The sequence below is a fragment of the Bacteroides oleiciplenus YIT 12058 genome (assembly GCF_000315485.1).
Taxonomy (GTDB): domain Bacteria; phylum Bacteroidota; class Bacteroidia; order Bacteroidales; family Bacteroidaceae; genus Bacteroides; species Bacteroides oleiciplenus.
Genome location: NZ_JH992943.1, coordinates 685,189 through 704,442, shown reverse-complemented (window position 1 = coordinate 704,442; position 19,254 = coordinate 685,189). Strand labels below are relative to the sequence as shown.

The following is a 19,254-nucleotide window of genomic DNA, read 5'->3' as shown; positions in this document are numbered from 1 at the left end:
AAATGATAGCTTAACTTAGTAAATAAATATAGGTAGAATTGCACTAAGACAGCCCTACCTATATAATAAAATATGCGTTTTTACGTTTTATAAATCACTGTATGTTGTTTTCGCATCAAAGCACGGACACGCCTTATGAACCGATTTGCTGAGCTGATAATGCCCCAGTATTTTTGCCTTCGGATAGTCTGTTTTCAATTGTCGTAGTAGATCAAGCAACGAGCATTTCTGTGCATACGTCCTTGTATCAGCCGGTTGTCCTTCCTCATTGAGTCCGCCTTCGTAACAGATACCGATGCTTTTATCATTCCATCCTGTAGCGTGCGCACCGATTTGATGAACCGGACGACAGATATGTACTTCACCGTCACGCGTGATATAGAAGTGATAACCGATGCTTGCAAAACCTCTTGTCTGATGACAACGGCGAAGAGCTTCTACAGAAAAAATTCTGTCACAGCGTGTCGCTGAACAATGAACTATCAGGAGGCGTACCTCCCGATAGTTCTGATAAAAACTGCCTGCTTTCATGTCGTTATACCATGCAGGCATTGAGTCCCAGCACTCCTGCCAAAGCAGATGCCACGGCAATTACAACTTTGATGATAACACTCCAGGTTGATTTTGATTTTTTTTCCATACGAATTGTAATTTAGTGATTAGTTATAAGTGATATGTTATCCCAGCGGATCGTCTTCGAGTCCTCCTTCACCGCCAGTGTCGCCACCACCACCATCAGGTTTTCCACCTGAATTTGAAGAACCGGAAATATCTACAGTGGTCTGCCCCGCCTTCTGGGCTTTGAGCAATGCACGCGTTGCTGCACGTGTAGGTACGGGTGAGAAACTCATTCCGGCAAAGATGTCCTTCAGGTCCTCTCCGGGAACAAATTGGATATTTACTCCGGTGATATTGGCAGCCGTGAATTTTTCGGCCGTGTCTGCCGCACGACTGTTGATTTGTAACCGGAATTTTCCCAGGTCTCCGAAGTCCACCTGTTTGCCGGCTCTCAGGCCTCCAATCATATTTTCCACAGTGGAGATGATTACGGCGGCAACGTCCGCTCTACTAACGGTGGTCTGGCTTGCTACCTGCTGTCCCAACTCTTTTAGAGTCAGTTCTCCGGTGATTTGTGACTTGGCATAAGCCTTGGGCTCTTCATCCTGCTTTTGAGGATTCTTGAGCATTGCAATACTGTAATTCAGTGGCATAAGCGATGAATTAAAAGTTAATAATTAAAAATTGGACTTTTGTCAGGGAAGGGCTTCCCCTTCTTTCCGACAAGTCAAAGATACGACGTCTGACAGGTGTGAAAATGAGTGACATTGAGAGGTGATAAACCTGCTTCAGTATGAGTGATATCTGATGACTTTTTAGTACTTTTATAGCATATAAAGAATCTAAATAGTTATCGGAAAATGAAGAAAAATGTGAGTGATCAGGAATTGGATGTTGCTATTGAAGAATGGTCGGTGCGCCCTTACTCCAAGAGTGAATTGGCGCGTGCTTATGCACCCGAAATAGGAGAGCGTTCCGCGCTCAACCGTTTGTCTCGCTGGATACGTTTTAATGCGGTATTGTATTCCGCTTTGCTGGCAACCGGTTATCGACCAACCCAGCAGATTTTTACATCTAAACAAGTCTGCCTGATTTTTGAGTATTTGGGAAGACCTTGAATAAGTTGGGAGTTTAGAGTTTTATGCTTGCGGCTTTGTTGCCGCTCACTTGTGCAAGTGTTGGCTGACGGAGCCGCAAGCATCGGGCTTCGCAGCCGCAAATGCAAGTACCTTTACTCTCCACTCTCAACTTCTTTAAGCTGTTCCAGCCAGGGATTCTGGTCTTTAGCCATGATTTTGCCTTGCGTTTCCGCCACGATCTGCTCTTCTGATTCGCGTTCATCGTAGCGCCCGCAAGCCTGACGGACATACAGTACGCTTCCCGTCTGGCACAGGTCTTGGTCGCGAACTTTCAGCATATCAAGTCGGGTGTAACTCCGGTCCTGTTCCTTGATTCGGGAGATGGAGAAAATAAAATCGGCAAGGTTGGCCCAGTTGGCACTTCCCGAAATGGTGTACATATCTATGTCTTCCAGTTCGTTTTTTCCGTTCTGCTTTTTCAGGCTGCGCGGATGTGCCACGATGATTACCCAAATGTTGTTGTTGCGTCCCCATGCCTGCATTTGTGTCAGCATGGCTTTTATGGCTTGCGTTTCGGTGCTGTAGCGTCCCGTTTCCATTTCCATGAAGAGGTACGGGTCGATAATCAGATATTTCAGAGGAGCTGTCCGTCGCACTCTGTCTGCCCGTGCAATGATATTGGTCGGGGTAGGAGAGACTTCGTGCAGGTCGAGGTGCACCATGTGCGTGTTCAGGAAACTGACTATGGGTTGTAACTGCTCGCGGGTGTAATTGGCTGTGTTTACTTTGCCCAACATCAACTGGATGAGATGGGCGATATGCTTGTTCTTATCAGGCACTTCAAAAGATAGATAGCAGACGTAACGTCCGGTTTTGGCCATCAACCGGCAGGTGAGGTCGTTCAGGAAATCGGTCTTTCCGCTGTTGGGCTTCCCGGTGGTGATTATCAGTCCGCCTTGATCGGTGGGATGAAAAATGTGATCCGTCAATGGTCCGTATCCCACGTCGTAGCCGTGGTCGTATTCTCCATGCAGGGCGTCTAGAATTTCGTTAGTCCGTTCGCTTACGGTGATGATGTCTGAGGTGTGTTGCGCCTCTGCCGATTCGATGATTTCGCGCACCACATTGCTGCCATAGGTAGCAAGTACATCGGATATGTCCTTGCAGTCGCCTGGCAGAGTGGTGAGCAGGCCGCGGGCTCCGAAATAGTCGGTAAGGTGTTTGATAAGCGTACGTCCGGGCAAGTCCCGGTCTCCACAAATCACGATGTCACGAACCTGATCCAGCCAAGGTTCGAAGGCTTCGAAGGTTTTGGCTAAATCGCTGGCAGCCCCGTTGGGGACACTGATAGCATAGGGGTAACCGGTTTCTAGCAGAGTAAGTACATCTTTTTCGCCCTCGGTGACAATCAGTCGTGGAATATGCTCTTCGGATACCCGTAGAGGATTGATACAGTCGATATTATAAGGTGCGCAAGGTGTGGTTGGTGAGTCCTGGCTCCAGAACTTGGTATAACAGACGGGATTTTCTGTACCGATTGCGTTTCCGTCGCTTGTTGTCTTAACAGTCGACGGATCACACGAACGATATTTGGCATTTACAGGTTGTCCGTTCACATAGTTTACGTATGCGATGCAGTGATACTGGGTTCCGGTGGCTTTTTTCTCATCGTCCTTGCCATAGCAGCGGTGTGTCAGACATCCGATATGAGCTTCGATTGCTTTTTCCAACGAAATGCCTTGGTCTGCGAGGTACCGTCTTGCTGCCAACTGATCCTGATCATTCGTTTCCGGATCATTGGTCAAGGATTTAATTTGGGAAAATACTTCGGGTGAGAGCTTTTTATAATCTTCGGGAATCATGGGTACTTCCGATGTGTTTTTTCCGTTGATTGTTGAGTTGCTGCATGCTGCATCATTTCTTTTACCGGCGTAGCGGGTAACTTTGCTTGTTCCTGTATAGTTTCCGCCGGTGTTGCCGGTAAATGATGAATCGCTGTACGGCCGTTCTTCCCAGAAGTCCTTCAGCTTTCCGTTGAAGTCACATCCGGCGTAGAAGCAGTGGAAGGCTCCGGTTTTTTTAGAAATTGAAAGATGTTTTTTCCCGCATTTGGGACATTCGGCAACGAAATTCTGTCCCGCGTTCTTACGTTCGGGGAAGTCAGAAAGATAATAAAATGGTTTCATTATGATTTTTGATTTATAAATTATGATTTATGTAGATTTTATAAGCAGAACTATCTCAATTCTCCTCCTTCTGGAAGGAGGAGTCCCCGCAGGGGGAGGTGGTAGGTAAAACCCATTCCTTGCTCAGCACATTCCAAACCGCATTTTCGGAAGGTCTTGCCTCCGCATCAGCAGGAATATTCACCGATCCTTCATCCTTGTCGTCGTAGAATCTCATTCCCGTTTCCGGGTCTGTCCATTCAAACTCATTGACCGGATGATTTTCGCGTTGATTCTTCTTCGTTTCCAGGGCAACTTGTTCCCGCTTCTGTCTGCTGCCTCGTGCTGCATCATTCAGTAAATGTTGACCGTGCGCTGACTTCAGCAGATTACTCAACCAGCAAAGTCGTCCGATATGTTTTGATTTCATAAACCGTGCCTGTCCTGCGAAATAGGGAATCAGCAATTCGTTGACCAGATAGACCAGATTCTCGCACGCGTGCTTTCGGGTAAGTCCTTCATGCATTTGGAACCAGTTGATGAGTGGTGTCAGAACCTGCGCTTTCTGAGCTGAATTTCCGTTGATGAGATGGAAAAACTCTTTGGCAGCAGCCAAAGATTCTTCTGTAATAATATCTTTCTTCGAAGATTTATCTTCTAAAGTTGCTTCGCCTTCAGGCGAAAGCTCTTCGTCAGAAGAGTTCCCTTTAGTATATATATTATATATATTATCCACTGCAAGAGTTTGCGCAAAAGCTTGTGGTAAATTTAGTGATGATTGGGATGTTTTGCTATCCTCTTTTGTCTCTAATTTAGAATTCTCCTCATGACAGAGTGGAGAATAAAAGGCTTTTATTTGTTTCTGCCCTTCGTTCACAATGAACTTGAAAGATTGACTTGCCTTTACAGCTTCGATGAGCGATTGAGTGGTGGAAAATCTCAGTGACATCTTGATATCGTAGAAGTTCTCTACCGGATAGATGTGCTTGTCATTCATGTAAGCAGTCAGTCCGAAGTACAGATCGAGCAATTTGGGTATAGTGGAGTCTGTTATTTTACGACTTCTCCATATCTTGATTGTCTTTTGCAGTTCTGTAATGGAAATGGTTGTTTTAAGTGATTTCATTGCTTGTTATTTTTTAATCTGCGGTGAAGTTACGTAGAAAGGGGAAAAGCATCGTACCAACATGTTGGTACGATTGATAATATAATTGTCGAATTTTAACATTAAATTTTATAGAGAGCCATGCTTGAAGAAACAGAAGAATCATGTGGTCATGAGAATTTAGGTGAGTATATCAACCAATTCCGTCTTAATTTGGGAGTAAGTATCAAACAGCTTTGTGAGGACTGTCATATCAGTCGTCGCACCTATTACGAGAGTTCGGGATGGTAAAGATATTAAGCTGAGTTTTTATGTTCGCATCTTCAATGCTTTTCATGAGTATGCTACGGAAGAGGAGTTCGGGGAGATGTGGAAAGAAATTGCTGCGTTGCTGTTTTGAGCTGTAGCAGAGAAACATATAGGTAGAATATTTTATTTTTATATTTATGAAGATACTAATTCTTACACAACCTTTGCATACTAATTATGGTGGATTGCTTCAAGCTTACGCTTTACAGCAAATATTGAAGGGAATGGGACATGATGTTGTTACAGATCGACTTGGAGTTGTACGAAAACTGCCTTTGTGGAACAGGGCTTTACGCTTTTTATATCATGCTGTTCAATTCTGTATTCTAAAGAATTATCGTTATTATCCATATCGTTATTTATTCGTTTCATTTGATAAGGAAAGTAAGGCTAAAAGGAGCATTGCTATTAATACGGAGCGTTTTGTTAATACTCATATTGATACAATTGATTTATTAACAAGAAGTAATGAAAGTGTAATCGATGCAGTGAGACAGTTTGATGCGATAGTAGTAGGTAGTGATCAGGTTTGGAGGGCTACAATGAGTGATATACCTACCTATTTCTTATCTTTTACAAAGGCTATGAATATGAAGCGTATAGCTTATGCTGCGTCATTTGGTACAGATGATTTGAATGAATATTCAAAAATGGATATGAAAATAGCGTCTGAGTCTATTAAATTATTTAATGCGGTTTCTGTTAGAGAAAAGTCTGGTGTGCATCTTTGCCGAGATTATTTTAAGATGGATGCGGTTCATGTTTTAGATCCGACAATGCTTTTAAGTAAGGATGATTATTTGAAATTGATAGAAGAAGAGGATAAGCCTTGTTCGGAAAATATACTTCTTACTTATGTGTTGGACAGAACACAGGAGAAAAATGATATCATTCAAAGAGCAGGGGAGGCTTTACATCTGACTTCTTGTGAGAATGGGGCTGTAAAGTACTTTTCCAATGTTGTAGAAAGTAATGTATCGGAATGTACCTATCCGTCTGTATCCCGATGGGTGGCAGGTTTTCGTGATGCTCAGTTTGTAGTGACTGATTCCTTTCATGGAACCGTGTTCTCCATTATTTTTAATAAACCGTTTGTAGCTATTTTGAATTCTAAGAGAGGATCTTCAAGATTTATTTCATTATTAAGTGTTTTGGGGTTGGAAAACCGCTTGATTTCTACTACTAATGACTTGTTAGAAGAGCACTTAAAGCCTATAGATTATACTGAGGTAAATAAAATTTTGAATGATTGGAGATATCTGTCTATTAGTTTTATGGAGAGGCATTTGAAAGAGGCTCGCTAACGGTGATAAGCATATCCTGTGAGGTACTTTACATTGGGAATTAAAATACATCCTTTCTAATTTACCTGAAAATTATTTGAAATTAGAAAAAAATCTATATATGCCAAAAGTTAGTGTGATAATACCTGTATATGGTGTGGAAAAGTATATTTCTCGTTGTGCTCGAAGTCTATTTGAACAGACCTTGGATGATATAGAGTATATATTTGTAGATGATTGTACAAAAGATAATTCAATAGGAATTTTACAAGAAGTTTTAGAACAATATCCTCAAAGAAAAGAACAGACACGAATTGTAAAACTATTGGTAAATAGTGGACAGGCTGCCGCTCGAAAGCATGGAATGCAACTGGCTACTGGTGACTATATAATTCATTGTGATGGTGATGATTGGGTAGATGTGGAAATGTATGATAAAATGTGGAGAAGGGCGATTGAAACCAATAGTGATATTGTATTTTGTGAATTTTACACTACTGATGGGGTTAATTATTCGCACATTCATAACAATTTAGATACTTTAAATAAGGAAAATGTTCTGTTGATAATTGTCGGTAGAATGTTATGGAGTTTATGTGGTGGATTAGTGAGGAGGAGTATTATTTCTAACAATCAGATAATTTATCCGACAGCTAATAATGGAGAGGATTTTGCGATAATGATTCAGCAAATCTATTATGCCCAGCGATTTGCTTATATTGGTGAACCATTGTATTATTATTATGTAAACTTAAACTCTATTACAAAAGAGATTGGGCTTGATAAGTATTTATTAAGAAAAGAACAGCACTGTGCTAATATAAATATCGTCGAGAAGTTCTTTGAACGTGAAAATGTACTTGAAAAGAATTTAGATGTTCTATTAATCTTGAAATTGTATTGTAGAGCAAATTTTTCAACTCAAGTACGCGATAAAAATGTAACCATTCTATTTTCCGCCTTGACACGCATGTTCCCTAAACCTACCTTTGCGCCGTAACCCTTAAACAACAATGATTATGGCAAAAGAAAAAGTAAACTACCAGGAGGTATATGACCTCTATCAGTTATGCAGTGAGACCAAGGATCTTCGTGAGTTCTGTGCGGATTATGGAGTAAATTACGACAAGTTCATGAACTGGCAGCGTCATCAGCTATGGAGCGAAAAGTTAGGCAAGACAGTTCAGGTTGAGCAACCCAAGGTTGCCAAAGTCCGGATAACCGGCAAGCCTTGCAACAGTCCAACCGTAAAGTTGGAGGTGAAACAACCTGAAGGTGAATCTCCGATTAAGTGGGTAAAACTGCAATTGACATCAGGTGCCACACTGTTCCTGAGAAACACCACAGTTCTTGACTTGAGCCTGTTGCTTAATAAAATGATAGGATGATATGCTTGGACTGAGTGCTAACCTGAACTATTACCTGTTTAACGGTAATGTGGATTTGCGGAAAGGAATCTTCCGTCTGTGTGAGAGTATAAGGGAAGAGATGTCACTTGACCCGAGCGATGCATCCAATGTATATATGTTCATGTCCAGGAACCGGAAGGTCGTTAAGATACTTCATTACGAACGCGGTTTTTATGTGCTTTACGAGAAACGTCCTGTCATGGGAAAGTTCAAGAAACCTGTGTTTGATGAAGTTTCCAAATGCTACCGGATACAATGGTCGGACATGGCCTATCTTACTGAAAGTATAGTAGTTGACAAGATGTACGTTAGTCCGAAAGATTAATATTAATACATTGATTATCAACAAAATGATGCAAAAATAAACGATAAAAAGTTTGCGTAACTGCCTGATTTTTCGTACCTTTATATCATGATTGATGAAAGGGCATACGAGTTACTTTGCTGCCAGCTGGGTCTGGCGAATGAGGAAAAGGCAGGGCTTCGCAAACAGGTAAACGAACTGATTGCGAGGCTTAAGGCTATTGAAGAATCAAACAAAGAGAACTCCAAGGCTATGGTTGATACAATCAATGACCTCAAAGAATCCCTCGAAAAGCAATCGAGTACGGTTGAACATTACAGGAAAGAGATGGAACTTATGAGAAAGCAGCTTGAGGCAAAAGACGAGGTGAACATGATGCTGGCAAATGAGATATCCAATCTCAGGCTTCAGCTTGAGGGCAGCAGGAAACACCGTTTCGGCCGTACCTCAGAGCAAAGAAGGCTGCTGAACAACCGTAACATTGACAAGTCTGCAATGGAGAAGTCCGAGTACGACGGTTCTGGCAAGAAAGGTGATGATGATAATAAGACCGATGGTAACGGTACCGGCAGCAATACCTCTTCCGGTAACGTACCTGCACAGAACTGCAGGCCTTCAAGGAAAAAGGAAACTGCTCCCCGTGCAGAAAAGAGCAGACTAAAGGTGGATAAGGTAATTGTTCATGAAATAGAAGACTATTACCAACTCCCGGATGGTGCAAGGCTTATGAAGCGTAACGGAATGGCTGATGTGTGGGAATACAGGTTTATAGAACATGTGCGTGCTCATAACGTGGAGCATGTGTACAAGGTGGCAAGGGTAAAGCTTGCAGACGGCACTTTCACTAACACGATGGAGCATCCCTTGAAAAACCTTGGAGGAATCTTTTCCCCTGATTTGCTTGCCCGTCTGCTTTGTCTGAAATATGACTTCAGTATGCCTGAGAACAGACAGATAAGACTGCTTGCAAGAGAAGGCATCCACATAAGCAATACCACGCTGAACGGCTATATCCATAACGGAATCTCCAGGCTTAGGGAGTTTATGGAAGATGTCTTCAAGGAGTTTGTACAACAGGCAAAATACCTTATGGTTGACGAGACGACCGAGCTTGTCGGAGTTGAAACACCGGAAGGCAAGGCTTACAGGAGAAAGTATTTATGGGCTTTCTTTGCAAAGCATGTCAAGTTGGTTTACTATCATTACAATAACGGCAGCAGAGCCTCTGATGTAGCAAAGACCTTCCTTGAACATTTTATGGGATCTGTATCTACAGACGGATATACGGTTTACAGGATGTTCGACGGAGAAGACTCAAAGGTGCTTCATATAGGATGCTGGACACACTGCAGGAGGCTGTGGGTCGATGCCTTGCCATCAGACAGAACTGCGATGGATATAATAGACCCTATCGGTGATATGTTCAGAAATGAAGACTTGTTCCGCACAATGAAACTCAGCGGTGAGCAGATTAAGGAAAAAAGACTTAAGCTTACGAGACCTATTCTTGAACGTATCCATCATAAGGTGGTCATGATGATGCAGGATACTAAACTCATGGCAAACGAACTGATGAGAAAGGCTGTGAACTATACGATAAACCAGTGGAAATCCCTGAAAAATATCCTCAAGGACGGTGCGGCGGAAATATCGAACAACCTCTGTGAGCAAAGGATGAAACCTGTAAAGCTGCTGCTCAAGAACTGTATGAACATAGGCAGTGAGGATGCAGCAGGAAACTCGGCATTCATCTTTTCTCTGATAGAAAGCTGTAAGCTTAATGACATAGATCCTCAGGATTACCTGAAGCACTTGTTTGAATGTATTCTTCATGGTAAGGACTGCGACAAAAAAGCCCTTCTGCCATGTTTTTATCAATCGGAATGTTAAAACAAAAATATTTTCTTACGGATATTTTTATTTTATCGGCTGAAAAACAGCCGATAAAATTGTCGTGGCGGAAAATAGAATGGTTACGATAAAAATACCCGTATGATATGGTATTCTATCTACCCAGAGCTGGATTCAAAGAATTTTCTATTTAACAATAAAGTTCCTCTACATTTGAAACTTTATTATTGGGCTGTTAAATTGCATGCACTTTCCTTGTATGTGTTATTTTCGGATTTAAAACATAAATTTAGCAAGAATTAGTTGCGGGTTATGAATAAGGAATCTTGTCTGATTAATAAGAAATGTGGATTACACTTGTTCTTTTTATTGATTTCTCTGGGGATGTACTTTGGCTCTCCTATGAAATATTCGCAAGTCTATTGTATTATTCTATTTTTACTGTTTGTTGCTAATTCATTCTTGCTGTATGTTCAAGATCGAAAAAATGAGCCGCTTGGATTCAATGTTTTGTTTACTATTAGCTTTTTTCTTGTAAGTTACATTTATCCAGTTTTCATTTATCCAATAATGCCTGATTATTCAATGTTTGCCTATAGCGGATTTAGTAGTGAGGTGATAACGCGAGCTACGGCATTAGCAAATGTTGCTTATGCTGTTTATAGCGTAGGTTATACGAGGAATTTTATAGTTATGAATATAGGAGAGAAAGCTATTCCTATATGTTTGATTTCTACAAAGCAGAACGATAGAATAATTGCTTTGGAGATTATATTATTTGTACTAATTGTGATTGCTGGAGGACTTGAGTTTTTTTCTGATACATATTCTGGTGAGGGGGAAGCGAATACGAATGCTTTGTTTCGTTTCACCTATACATTTTTTCAACCACTTATTCTTTTTGGTTGTTTGGTAGATTGTACTATGAAAGGATTTAAAAATAGCGTAGTTATTTTCTTCATTATATTGGTACTTCTTAGTACAGGCACACGTACATTACCATTGTGTGTAATGTCTGTTTATTTATGTTATTATAGTTTACGATATCATCTGTCAATTCAAAAAGTTTTTGTAACTCTTTTTGTTGCCTTTGTATTTTTATCATTGATAGGACATTGGCGAGGTGGTGGAGAATTGTCTAGTATATCTGATAATGAATTGGCATTATTCGATTATGCTAGAGACTTTATTATTTGTAATAGGAATTTGTATGCCATTTATGATCATGTAAATAATGAGTCTATTACCTATGGCATTTCTTCCTTGTCTTATATATTAGCTCCTATACCTTTTTTGCAATCATTTGTATCCTTTTTATTTGATATTCCAGCATACAATATGAGATCAGAGTCTCTTACTAGTTATTGGGTGTTAGGTGAAGGCAATCCTTTGGGACTAGGTACACATATAGTAGGAGATATATATCTTTCATTTGGTTTTATTGGTGTACTTTTTTTATTCTATTTTTTGGGGAAAATTGTAACTTCTTCAAGAATGAAAAGTAGGATGGGTAGTCAAAGCGCTTTCGTTATTTATTATATTTTGTTATCTGGAGCTATTTTTATGTGTCGTGGTTCTTTTTTTTATAGTCTTAAAAATCTGATTTGGTTGTTGTTGTTCTGGAGTATATGCAATTATGGACATGTAAAAAATCAAACTTTTTATAAGTCAATTTAAAATAAAATATAATGAAAATAATTTATTGTCTTTCTGGAACTTACATTCCAGGTGGAATGGAACGAATTATTGTTGATAAAGCTAATTATTTGGCCAAGATTGGTCATGATGTTTCCATTGTAACAGTTGAGCAGAAAGGACGTGAACCTTTTTTTGAAATTCATCCTGATATTAGTCTTTTTGATTTGCGCATTAATTATGCAAATGATAATGATAGAGGTTTTTTTTATAAAATGTTTTCATTTTTGATAAAAAGGGCTATTCATAGAAAGAGATTAGCTGCTTATTTAAAGACTAATAAAGCTGATATTGTTATTTCCACATTTGGTAACGAAGCAACTTTTTTGCCTAGTATAAAAGATGGTAGTAAAAAAATTGCAGAAATTCATTTTTCAAGATTTTTTCGAATACAATTTGGTAGAAAGGGGCTTTGGAGTTTAGCGGATAAGTATAGATCAAGAAAGGATTTGAAACTTGTAAATAAATATGATAAATTTGTATGTCTTACTTATGAAGATAAGGAATATTGGATTTCTAACTCTAATTTAGTTGTTATCCCTAATTTCATAAGTCATTATCCATTAAAATGTGCAAGTTTAAAATCTCATACCGTTATTGCTGTAGGAAGATTATCTTATCAGAAAGGTTATGAACGGCTTGTTGATGCTTGGAGAATAGTGACTCAGTATCATCCCTTTTGGGTTTTAAAAATCTTTGGTTCGGGGGAAAAACGTGATTATGTAAATAATTGCATTATAGAAAGTAATTTAGAGAAAGTAATAGAGATACATGAGCCTACTTCGGACATACAGCGGGAATATTTAAACAGTTCAATATTTGTTCTTTCATCTCGTTATGAAGGACTTCCCATGGTTCTTTTAGAAGCTATGTCTTGTGGACTTCCAGTAGTTTCTTACGATTGTAAATGTGGTCCTAAGGATATTATAGAGGATGGAGTAGATGGCTTTTTAGTTCGTGAAGGCGATATTGATGATTTGGCTAGGAAAATAATGTTGCTAATAGAAAGTGAAGATCTACGTGAGCAAATGGGTACGAAAGCTTATCAAAAATCTAAGTTATACTCACAAGAAACTATAATGGCAAAGTGGGAAGAGGTGTTTGAGAGTGTAATACAATAGGGTGAGAAAATATTTGCAGATATCTGTATGTATGGTTGGCATCCAATTTTGACAAACTCTTGTCTTTATAAAAAATATTGTTATTCACGGAAGCCCGTATTTTGTTTTCTCTTTTTGTTTTTATGAGGAGTATAGCAGTCTATTTGACGAATAAAGACAAAAATATCCTCAAAAATAATCTTCAAAAGAATGTTGGGTAAAATTTAAACAATATTAATTTGTTTAATCAAAAATAGTATAAATATTTATGAAAATGAAAGTGCTTGCTATAGTAGTTGTTTATAATCCTGCTATAGAGACATTGTTGAGTAATATACAAACTTATTATGAAGATGTTGAACATGTGCTTATTCTTGATAATTCAACAAAGCCTGATATAAAGAAGGAACTTAAAGAAAGAAGCGATATGAATAATATATTGTATAAAGACATGAATGGTAATCATGGTGTCGCAATTGCTTTGAATTATGGGTTTCAATATGCGCTTAGCTTAGGTTGCAATTGGGTATTAACAATGGATCAAGATAGTTGTTTCATTTCACGTTTAACAGGATTTTATCAATATTTAGATTCTGTATCTGTTGAAAAGCTTATTTTTTTGGCCCCAGTATATTCTGTTTATGATAAGAGTATATCTAATAGAACTATTAGAAATAGATTTATCTGGCAATCAGGAAATTTAGTTCAAGTTGCCAATTATTATAAATTGGGCCCTTATTTGGAAAAATTATTTATTGATTATGTGGATTATGAATATTGCTTGAGAGCGCATAGGTTTGGCTATGATTATTTGCAAATACCTTCAGTCGTTTTAAAACATAATCCAGGGATTCTACGAGTTGGTCATTTTTTAGGTATTAAATATAGATATTCGGATTCATCACTTATTCGGTATTATTACTTCTTTCGAAATGGTTGCTATGTTATATCTGTATACAAGAATTTGCAGTGCGTTTTTCAATTAGTAAAAATATTAGTGAAGATTATCCTGCTAGAACAACAAAAGAAAAAGAAGCTGATCTGGGCCTATCGTGGATTTCTTGATTTTTGTAAAGGAAGATTTGGAAACTTAGCTGATATAATTTGAATATGCCTACACTTTTATCTATCAATGTAGTAGCAAACTCCGGTTCAACTGGACGAATTGTTGAAGGTATTGTAGAAATGGCAAGTTTGAAGGGGTGGAAATGCTATACTGTATATGGACGCTGGGCTAATACCAGTAAATCTGAATTATATAAAGTGGGAAACCTGTATGATGTCTGTATACATTATTTGTTATCGAGAGTTTTTGATATGCATGGTTTGGCATCTAAAAGAGTAACTAACAAACTAATAAAAAAGATAAGAGATATAAAGCCTGATATAATTCATTTACATAACATTCATGGATATTATATAAATTATAAAATTCTTTTTGATTATCTGCACTCAGTGACGACTCCTGTAGTATGGACGCTTCATGATTGTTGGACATATACAGGGCATTGTGCTTATTATTCTAATGCTTCGTGTTCTAAATGGAAAACAGGTTGTTATAATTGCCCTAATTTAAATGATTATCCGGCTGCTTTTTTTGACTTGTCAGCAAAGAACTATCAGCTTAAAAAGTATTGTTTTACTTCTGTTGCTAATTTGACAATTGTACCAGTTTCAAATTGGTTGGCAAATGAGGTTAGTCAATCGTTTTTTTTAAATTACCCTATGCAGGTAATTCATAATGGAGTAGATATTTATTCTTTTACTCCGGTTCTTGCTGCAAATGCACAAGATAAGTATCAATTAAATAGAAAGTTTGTCATTTTAGGAGTAGCTACTGTGTGGGATCGACGTAAAGGTTTTGATGATTTTATAAAGTTATCCGCTCATTTGTCCGAAGATGAGGTTATTATATTGGTAGGATTAAGTAAAAAACAAATATTGAATCTACCGAAAAATATAATTGGAATACAGAAAACAGAGAATATTCAAGAAATGATTGAATTATATTCCTTGGCAGATATATTTATTAATTTTTCCACAGAAGAGACTTTTGGTTTAACAACAATTGAAAGTATGGCTTGTGGAACCCCGGTAATAGTATATGATGTTACAGCATGTCCGGAAGTTGTGACCGAACAAACCGGTTTTGTTGTACCCCCTCATGATATCCACAAGGTTATTAATATTATAAAATATGTAAGGGAGGTAGGAAAGATGAAATATTATTCTTGTTGTAGAGAGCATATTCTGAATAATTATAGCCAATATGATAGATATGAAGAATATTTATCTTTGTATAATCGACTTTTAAGAGAGTCGTGATCTGTTTTATCAAATGAAAATATCTCTTATAACTGTTACTTTTAATAGTAGCAAGACGCTTCGTGATACGATTTGTTCTGTTTTTCAACAGACTTATTTTGATATGGAATACATTCTTGTTGATGGTATGTCGAATGATGGAACTGTAGATATCATAAGGGAATATGAATCTCTATTTGGAGAAAGAATGCATTGGGTCAGTGAAAAAGACAATGGACTGTATGATGCGATGAATAAAGGTTTCCGAATGGCTACTGGTGATGTGATAGGTATTATTAATTCGGATGATTTATTGGCGGAACCGACTGCGATAGAAAAAGTGATGAAAGCTTTCAAGGATAATAGGCAGGCTGAAGCTGTGTATGCAGATCTTTATTATGTAGCACAGACTGATACCTCAAAGATTATACGTCATTGGGTTTCAGGAAAGCAACGTTCTTTTAAATATGGTTGGCACCCGGCACATCCTACTTTCTATGTGAAACGTGAAGTTTATCAGAAGTATGGAGTATTTGATTTAGATTTTAAATTTGCTGCCGATTTTGAATTAATGCTTCGTTTGATAGAGAAAGAACACATAGAATTGGTGTATCTTCCTGAACCATTGGTTAAAATGAGGTTAGGTGGCACTACAAGTAAAAATCTTACAAATATAAAAAAAGGTAATATTGAATGTATAAGAGCATTTAAGAAAAATGGTGTAAAGGTTAGTTTTTTATATCCTTTGTATCGTTTGTTACCTAAGTTAAAACAGTTTTTTTATTGGTTATGAAGAAAGTAGCACTAATTACAGGTATTACGGGGCAGGACGGTTCATTTCTTGCCGAGTTTTTAATAGAAAAGGGTTATGAGGTTCACGGTGTCCTTCGTCGTTCTTCTTCATTTAATACAGGGCGTATTGAACATCTATACTTAGATGAGTGGGTACGTGATATGAAACAACAGCGCTTGGTCAATCTACATTATGGAGATATGACGGATAGTAGTTCGTTGATCCGGATAATCCAGCAGATACAACCAGATGAGATTTATAATCTAGCTGCTCAAAGTCATGTAAAAGTCTCTTTCGACGTTCCTGAATATACGGCTGAAGCTGATGCGGTTGGAACTCTTCGTATGCTTGAAGCTGTTCGTATTCTTGGTTTGGAGGGGAAAACTAAGATTTACCAAGCTTCTACTTCGGAACTTTTTGGTAAGGTTCAGGAAGTCCCCCAGAAAGAGACTACACCTTTTTACCCTTGTAGTCCATACGGTGTAGCAAAACAATATGGTTTTTGGATAACCAAGAATTATCGTGAGAGCTATGGTATGTTTGCAGTAAATGGTATTTTATTTAATCATGAAAGTGAACGCCGGGGAGAGACTTTTGTAACCCGTAAGATAACTCTTGCTACTGCTCGTATTGCACAGGGATTTCAGGACAAACTGTATTTGGGTAATTTGGACGCACGCCGCGATTGGGGATATGCCAGAGATTACGTGGAATGCATGTGGCTTATCTTGCAACATGACGTTCCGGAAGATTTTGTGATAGCTACAGGTGAAATGCATACCGTTCGTGAATTTGCTACACTTGCTTTCAGGGAGGTAGGTATCAACCTACATTGGGAAGGTAAAGGAGTGAATGAAAAGGGTATTGATGTGAAAACCGGAAAAGTGATGGTTGAAGTTGATCCAAAATATTTCCGCCCTTGTGAAGTTGAACAGTTGTTGGGGGATCCAACCAAAGCTAAGACTTTGCTTGGTTGGAAGCCAACGAAAACCAGTTTTTCTGAACTTGTGAAGATAATGGTGGAACATGATATACGATTCGTGAAGAAACTGTATATGAAAGCGAAAATATAACATTAATAATAGCTTATCGAAATAAATCCTAACCCTTTCCGTGTAATGCAGAAATACTAGAAGTGCATGGGTGTGTTGTAACTTACTATAATATTATATGATAAAGGAGCAAGAAATCTTATCTTTAGGGGACACGCGAATGCGACCTGTAAATGCTTCTTTTTTGTTGAAGTAATCTATTCCTTTTTTTATTCTTTTCTTTATGAATCTTTTATTTACAGGAGCCTCCGGGTTCTTGGGCAACAATGTACGTCCTCTTTTAGAGAAAATATATGATGTAATAACTGTTGGCTTAACCCAACAAGATAATTATACCGTAAACATTGCTAGAGAGGTTCCGGCACTACTCGAACATTATGATATTGTATTACATGCCGCCGGAAAAGCCCATTCTATTCCTAAAACGAACGCTGAACGACAGGCGTTTTTTGATGTAAATCTGCAAGGAACAAAGAATCTTTGTACTGCATTGGAGAAAGTCGGAGTACCGAGAACTTTTATCTTTGTTTCCACAGTAGCAGTATATGGTTGTGACTATGGAGTAGACATAGCGGAAGAGTATCCACTAAATGGAACTACTCCTTATGCTATGAGTAAACGTTTAGCAGAAGAATATTTGCAGAATTGGTGTCGGAAACACAATGTTGTACTGGGGATAATTCGCCCTTCCTTGATAGCTGGTCTTAATCCTCCGGGCAATTTGGGAGCAATGATAACAGGGATTCGTAGAGGAAGGTATTTTAGTATTGCAGATGGTAGAGCTCGGAAAAGTGTACTGATGGTGCAAGATATTGCGCATCTGATTCCATTGCTGGCTAGAAAAGGAGGTATCTATAATGTATGTGATAGCTATCAGCCAACATTCAGAGAGTTGGAAACATTGATTTGTAATCAGATGAATAAGTCGCTGCCTTTATCAATTCCTTATTGGCTGGCAAAAGGTATGGCTTTGATAGGGGACTGCTTGGGTAAGAAAGCGCCATTAAACTCATTGAAACTTAATAAAATAACCAAGTCGCTAACTTTTAGTAATGAGAAGGCAATGCGTGAATTAGGGTGGAAGCCAACAAATGTATTAGAAAACTTCAAGATAGAATGAGTATATGCTTTGGAATTGTAATGGCTGTAGTAGGTATAGCAGCTTTTTTATTTGTCTGTGTTCAGATATGGTTTTATTGGATTAATAAAAATGCATGATGTATTATGTAATTATTCTGGTTCTGCTATTTCTGGCAGAACTTTTTTATTTTAGAATAGCTGATAAGTGCAATATTATCGATAAGCCCAATGAGAGAAGTTCCCATACCCGGATTACTTTGCGTGGTGGTGGAATCATCTTCTATTTTGGCGCATTAGCTTATTTCTTGACTAACCATTGGGAATATCCCTGGTTCATATTAGCTTTAACCTTGATAACGTTTATCAGTTTTGTGGATGATATTCGTTCTATTTCCCAAGGCTTAAGGTTGGTGTTGCATTTTACTGCTATGGCTTTGATGTTTTATCAATGGGGATTGTTTACTCTTCCCTGGTGGTGGATTATCGTAGCGTTAATTGTTTGTACGGGCATCATTAACGCTTATAATTTCATGGATGGCATCAATGGCATTACAGGTGGTTATTCGCTGGTTATCCTTGCTGCACTGGCTTATATCAATACTGAAATAACGCAGTTTGTAGAACCTGCTCTAATCTATACGGTTCTCTGTTCTGTTTTGGTCTTTTGTTTCTTCAACTTTCGTAAGAAAGCGAAATGTTTTGCCGGTGATGTAGGTTCTGTAAGTATTGCTTTTATACTTCTTTTCCTGATAGGAAAGTTAATTCTCAAGACTGAGGATTTCAGCTGGATTATCCTTCTGGCTGTTTATGGCGTTGATAGTGTTTTGACTATCGTTCACCGACTGATGCTTCATGAAAACATAGGTTTACCACATCGGAAACACATGTATCAGCTTATGGCGAATGAATTGAAAATACCTCATGTGGCGGTGTCACTGGTTTATATGTTGACGCAAGCTGTAATAGTAATAGGATATATATACTGTCGGAATAGGGGGTATTTGTATCTTTTATGCGCTATTTTGGTGCTTAGTCTCATTTATGTGTGGTTTATGAAGAAATACTTTAGGCTTCATCTGTGAGTTTGAAACAATATTAGTATGCTTATAAAATTTCAAATATGACGGGTGTTTTCTTGATGAATTCATAATTTGTAGTATCTTTGTA

20 protein-coding genes are annotated in these 19,254 nt (G+C 38.3%); 15 read left to right on the top strand and 5 right to left on the bottom strand.

All coding sequences use genetic code 11. From position 1 onward, the window contains the following. Window positions 1–87: 87 nt before the first annotated feature. Genes HMPREF9447_RS19135 through HMPREF9447_RS19130 form a run of 3 tightly spaced genes read right to left on the bottom strand, consistent with a single transcriptional unit; the run spans window position 88 to window position 1,211 of the window. Window positions 88–531 carry an N-acetylmuramoyl-L-alanine amidase gene (locus HMPREF9447_RS19135; RefSeq protein ID WP_009131431.1) on the bottom strand — a complete coding sequence of 148 codons (444 nt, stop codon included), beginning with the start codon at window positions 529–531 and terminating at the stop codon, window positions 88–90. Between the two features lie 4 nt (window positions 532–535). Continuing rightward, a complete protein-coding gene (locus tag HMPREF9447_RS28540) occupies window positions 536–640 on the bottom strand; it encodes a smalltalk protein (RefSeq protein WP_009131430.1) in 105 nt (34 codons plus the stop codon). A 37-nt stretch (window positions 641–677) separates the two neighbouring features. Next, window positions 678–1,211: an HU family DNA-binding protein gene (locus HMPREF9447_RS19130; protein WP_009131429.1), complete on the bottom strand. Its 534-nt coding sequence runs from the start codon at window positions 1,209–1,211 to the stop codon at window positions 678–680. A 207-nt stretch (window positions 1,212–1,418) separates the two neighbouring features. Between HMPREF9447_RS19130 and HMPREF9447_RS19125 the strand changes: the two genes are divergently transcribed. Continuing rightward, entirely contained in the window at window positions 1,419–1,676 is a 258-nt protein-coding gene (locus tag HMPREF9447_RS19125; protein ID WP_009131428.1) for a DUF4248 domain-containing protein, read from the top strand. Between the two features lie 113 nt (window positions 1,677–1,789). Here the strand turns inward: HMPREF9447_RS19125 and HMPREF9447_RS19120 are convergent, their stop codons facing one another. Then, on the bottom strand, window positions 1,790–3,823 hold the full coding sequence (locus tag HMPREF9447_RS19120) for a bifunctional DNA primase/helicase (RefSeq protein WP_009131427.1): 2,034 nt from the start codon (window positions 3,821–3,823) through the stop codon (window positions 1,790–1,792). A 55-nt stretch (window positions 3,824–3,878) separates the two neighbouring features. Next, window positions 3,879–4,928 carry a hypothetical protein gene (locus HMPREF9447_RS19115; RefSeq protein ID WP_009131426.1) on the bottom strand — a complete coding sequence of 350 codons (1,050 nt, stop codon included), beginning with the start codon at window positions 4,926–4,928 and terminating at the stop codon, window positions 3,879–3,881. A gap of 120 nt (window positions 4,929–5,048) precedes the next feature. On the opposite strand from HMPREF9447_RS19115, the gene HMPREF9447_RS27875 reads away from it, so the two are divergent. From HMPREF9447_RS27875 to HMPREF9447_RS19050, 14 genes are all read left to right on the top strand, one after another. Continuing rightward, window positions 5,049–5,198, top strand: coding sequence for a helix-turn-helix domain-containing protein (locus HMPREF9447_RS27875; protein ID WP_007664324.1), 150 nt, complete (start codon window positions 5,049–5,051; stop codon window positions 5,196–5,198). A gap of 155 nt (window positions 5,199–5,353) precedes the next feature. Further along, the gene (locus HMPREF9447_RS19110; protein WP_009131424.1) at window positions 5,354–6,520 is read left to right on the top strand and encodes a polysaccharide pyruvyl transferase family protein; all 1,167 of its coding nucleotides are present in this window, start codon (window positions 5,354–5,356) and stop codon (window positions 6,518–6,520) included. Window positions 6,521–6,620: 100 nt separating this feature from the next. Beyond that, a complete protein-coding gene (locus HMPREF9447_RS19105; RefSeq protein WP_009131423.1) occupies window positions 6,621–7,499 on the top strand; it encodes a glycosyltransferase family 2 protein in 879 nt (292 codons plus the stop codon). A 19-nt stretch (window positions 7,500–7,518) separates the two neighbouring features. Continuing rightward, window positions 7,519–7,887 carry a hypothetical protein gene (locus HMPREF9447_RS19100; RefSeq protein WP_009131422.1) on the top strand — a complete coding sequence of 123 codons (369 nt, stop codon included), beginning with the start codon at window positions 7,519–7,521 and terminating at the stop codon, window positions 7,885–7,887. A gap of 1 nt (window position 7,888) precedes the next feature. After that, on the top strand, window positions 7,889–8,233 hold the full coding sequence (tnpB, locus tag HMPREF9447_RS19095; RefSeq protein WP_009131421.1) for an IS66 family insertion sequence element accessory protein TnpB: 345 nt from the start codon (window positions 7,889–7,891) through the stop codon (window positions 8,231–8,233). Window positions 8,234–8,320: 87 nt separating this feature from the next. Continuing rightward, window positions 8,321–10,102 carry an IS66 family transposase gene (tnpC, locus tag HMPREF9447_RS19090; RefSeq protein WP_009131420.1) on the top strand — a complete coding sequence of 594 codons (1,782 nt, stop codon included), beginning with the start codon at window positions 8,321–8,323 and terminating at the stop codon, window positions 10,100–10,102. 273 nt (window positions 10,103–10,375) lie between these two features. Next, window positions 10,376–11,740 (top strand): O-antigen polymerase, encoded by a 1,365-nt coding sequence (locus HMPREF9447_RS19085; RefSeq protein ID WP_009131418.1) that lies wholly within the window; start codon window positions 10,376–10,378, stop codon window positions 11,738–11,740. 11 nt (window positions 11,741–11,751) lie between these two features. Then, window positions 11,752–12,879: a glycosyltransferase family 4 protein gene (locus HMPREF9447_RS19080; protein ID WP_009131417.1), complete on the top strand. Its 1,128-nt coding sequence runs from the start codon at window positions 11,752–11,754 to the stop codon at window positions 12,877–12,879. Between the two features lie 247 nt (window positions 12,880–13,126). Continuing rightward, window positions 13,127–13,966, top strand: coding sequence for a glycosyltransferase (locus tag HMPREF9447_RS19075; protein WP_044138391.1), 840 nt, complete (start codon window positions 13,127–13,129; stop codon window positions 13,964–13,966). Window positions 13,967–13,968: 2 nt separating this feature from the next. Further along, window positions 13,969–15,183 (top strand): glycosyltransferase, encoded by a 1,215-nt coding sequence (locus HMPREF9447_RS19070; protein ID WP_009131415.1) that lies wholly within the window; start codon window positions 13,969–13,971, stop codon window positions 15,181–15,183. Between the two features lie 13 nt (window positions 15,184–15,196). Beyond that, complete coding sequence (locus HMPREF9447_RS19065) at window positions 15,197–15,955, top strand: glycosyltransferase family 2 protein (protein ID WP_009131414.1); 759 nt, start codon at window positions 15,197–15,199, stop codon at window positions 15,953–15,955. Next, window positions 15,952–17,028, top strand: a complete 1,077-nt coding sequence (gmd, locus tag HMPREF9447_RS19060) for a GDP-mannose 4,6-dehydratase (RefSeq protein WP_009131413.1) — start codon at window positions 15,952–15,954, stop codon at window positions 17,026–17,028. Before HMPREF9447_RS19065 ends, gmd begins: the two co-directional genes overlap by 4 nt. Window positions 17,029–17,230: 202 nt before the next feature. After that, the gene (locus HMPREF9447_RS19055; protein ID WP_009131412.1) at window positions 17,231–18,127 is read left to right on the top strand and encodes an NAD-dependent epimerase/dehydratase family protein; all 897 of its coding nucleotides are present in this window, start codon (window positions 17,231–17,233) and stop codon (window positions 18,125–18,127) included. A gap of 97 nt (window positions 18,128–18,224) precedes the next feature. Continuing rightward, window positions 18,225–19,169: an MraY family glycosyltransferase gene (locus HMPREF9447_RS19050; RefSeq protein ID WP_009131410.1), complete on the top strand. Its 945-nt coding sequence runs from the start codon at window positions 18,225–18,227 to the stop codon at window positions 19,167–19,169. The last annotated feature ends 85 nt before the right edge of the window (window positions 19,170–19,254 follow it).

Bases quoted from the DNA above. Each gene is read 5' to 3' on its own strand.
- HMPREF9447_RS19115 (WP_009131426.1), bottom strand. From the start codon at position 4,928: ATGAAATCACTTAAAACAACCATTTCCATTACAGAACTGCAAAAGACA.
- gmd (WP_009131413.1), top strand. From the start codon at position 15,952: ATGAAGAAAGTAGCACTAATTACAGGTATTACGGGGCAGGACGGTTCA.
- HMPREF9447_RS19075 (WP_044138391.1), top strand. From the start codon at position 13,127: ATGAAAATGAAAGTGCTTGCTATAGTAGTTGTTTATAATCCTGCTATA.
- HMPREF9447_RS19050 (WP_009131410.1), top strand. From the start codon at position 18,225: ATGTATTATGTAATTATTCTGGTTCTGCTATTTCTGGCAGAACTTTTT.
- tnpB (WP_009131421.1), top strand. From the start codon at position 7,889: ATGCTTGGACTGAGTGCTAACCTGAACTATTACCTGTTTAACGGTAAT.
- HMPREF9447_RS19080 (WP_009131417.1), top strand. From the start codon at position 11,752: ATGAAAATAATTTATTGTCTTTCTGGAACTTACATTCCAGGTGGAATG.
- HMPREF9447_RS19125 (WP_009131428.1), top strand. From the start codon at position 1,419: ATGAAGAAAAATGTGAGTGATCAGGAATTGGATGTTGCTATTGAAGAA.
- HMPREF9447_RS19130 (WP_009131429.1), bottom strand. From the start codon at position 1,211: ATGCCACTGAATTACAGTATTGCAATGCTCAAGAATCCTCAAAAGCAG.
- HMPREF9447_RS19085 (WP_009131418.1), top strand. From the start codon at position 10,376: ATGAATAAGGAATCTTGTCTGATTAATAAGAAATGTGGATTACACTTG.
- HMPREF9447_RS19110 (WP_009131424.1), top strand. From the start codon at position 5,354: ATGAAGATACTAATTCTTACACAACCTTTGCATACTAATTATGGTGGA.
- tnpC (WP_009131420.1), top strand. From the start codon at position 8,321: ATGATTGATGAAAGGGCATACGAGTTACTTTGCTGCCAGCTGGGTCTG.
- HMPREF9447_RS19065 (WP_009131414.1), top strand. From the start codon at position 15,197: ATGAAAATATCTCTTATAACTGTTACTTTTAATAGTAGCAAGACGCTT.
- HMPREF9447_RS28540 (WP_009131430.1), bottom strand. From the start codon at position 640: ATGGAAAAAAAATCAAAATCAACCTGGAGTGTTATCATCAAAGTTGTA.
- HMPREF9447_RS19070 (WP_009131415.1), top strand. From the start codon at position 13,969: ATGCCTACACTTTTATCTATCAATGTAGTAGCAAACTCCGGTTCAACT.
- HMPREF9447_RS27875 (WP_007664324.1), top strand. From the start codon at position 5,049: ATGCTTGAAGAAACAGAAGAATCATGTGGTCATGAGAATTTAGGTGAG.
- HMPREF9447_RS19105 (WP_009131423.1), top strand. From the start codon at position 6,621: ATGCCAAAAGTTAGTGTGATAATACCTGTATATGGTGTGGAAAAGTAT.
- HMPREF9447_RS19120 (WP_009131427.1), bottom strand. From the start codon at position 3,823: ATGAAACCATTTTATTATCTTTCTGACTTCCCCGAACGTAAGAACGCG.
- HMPREF9447_RS19135 (WP_009131431.1), bottom strand. From the start codon at position 531: ATGAAAGCAGGCAGTTTTTATCAGAACTATCGGGAGGTACGCCTCCTG.
- HMPREF9447_RS19055 (WP_009131412.1), top strand. From the start codon at position 17,231: ATGAATCTTTTATTTACAGGAGCCTCCGGGTTCTTGGGCAACAATGTA.
- HMPREF9447_RS19100 (WP_009131422.1), top strand. From the start codon at position 7,519: ATGGCAAAAGAAAAAGTAAACTACCAGGAGGTATATGACCTCTATCAG.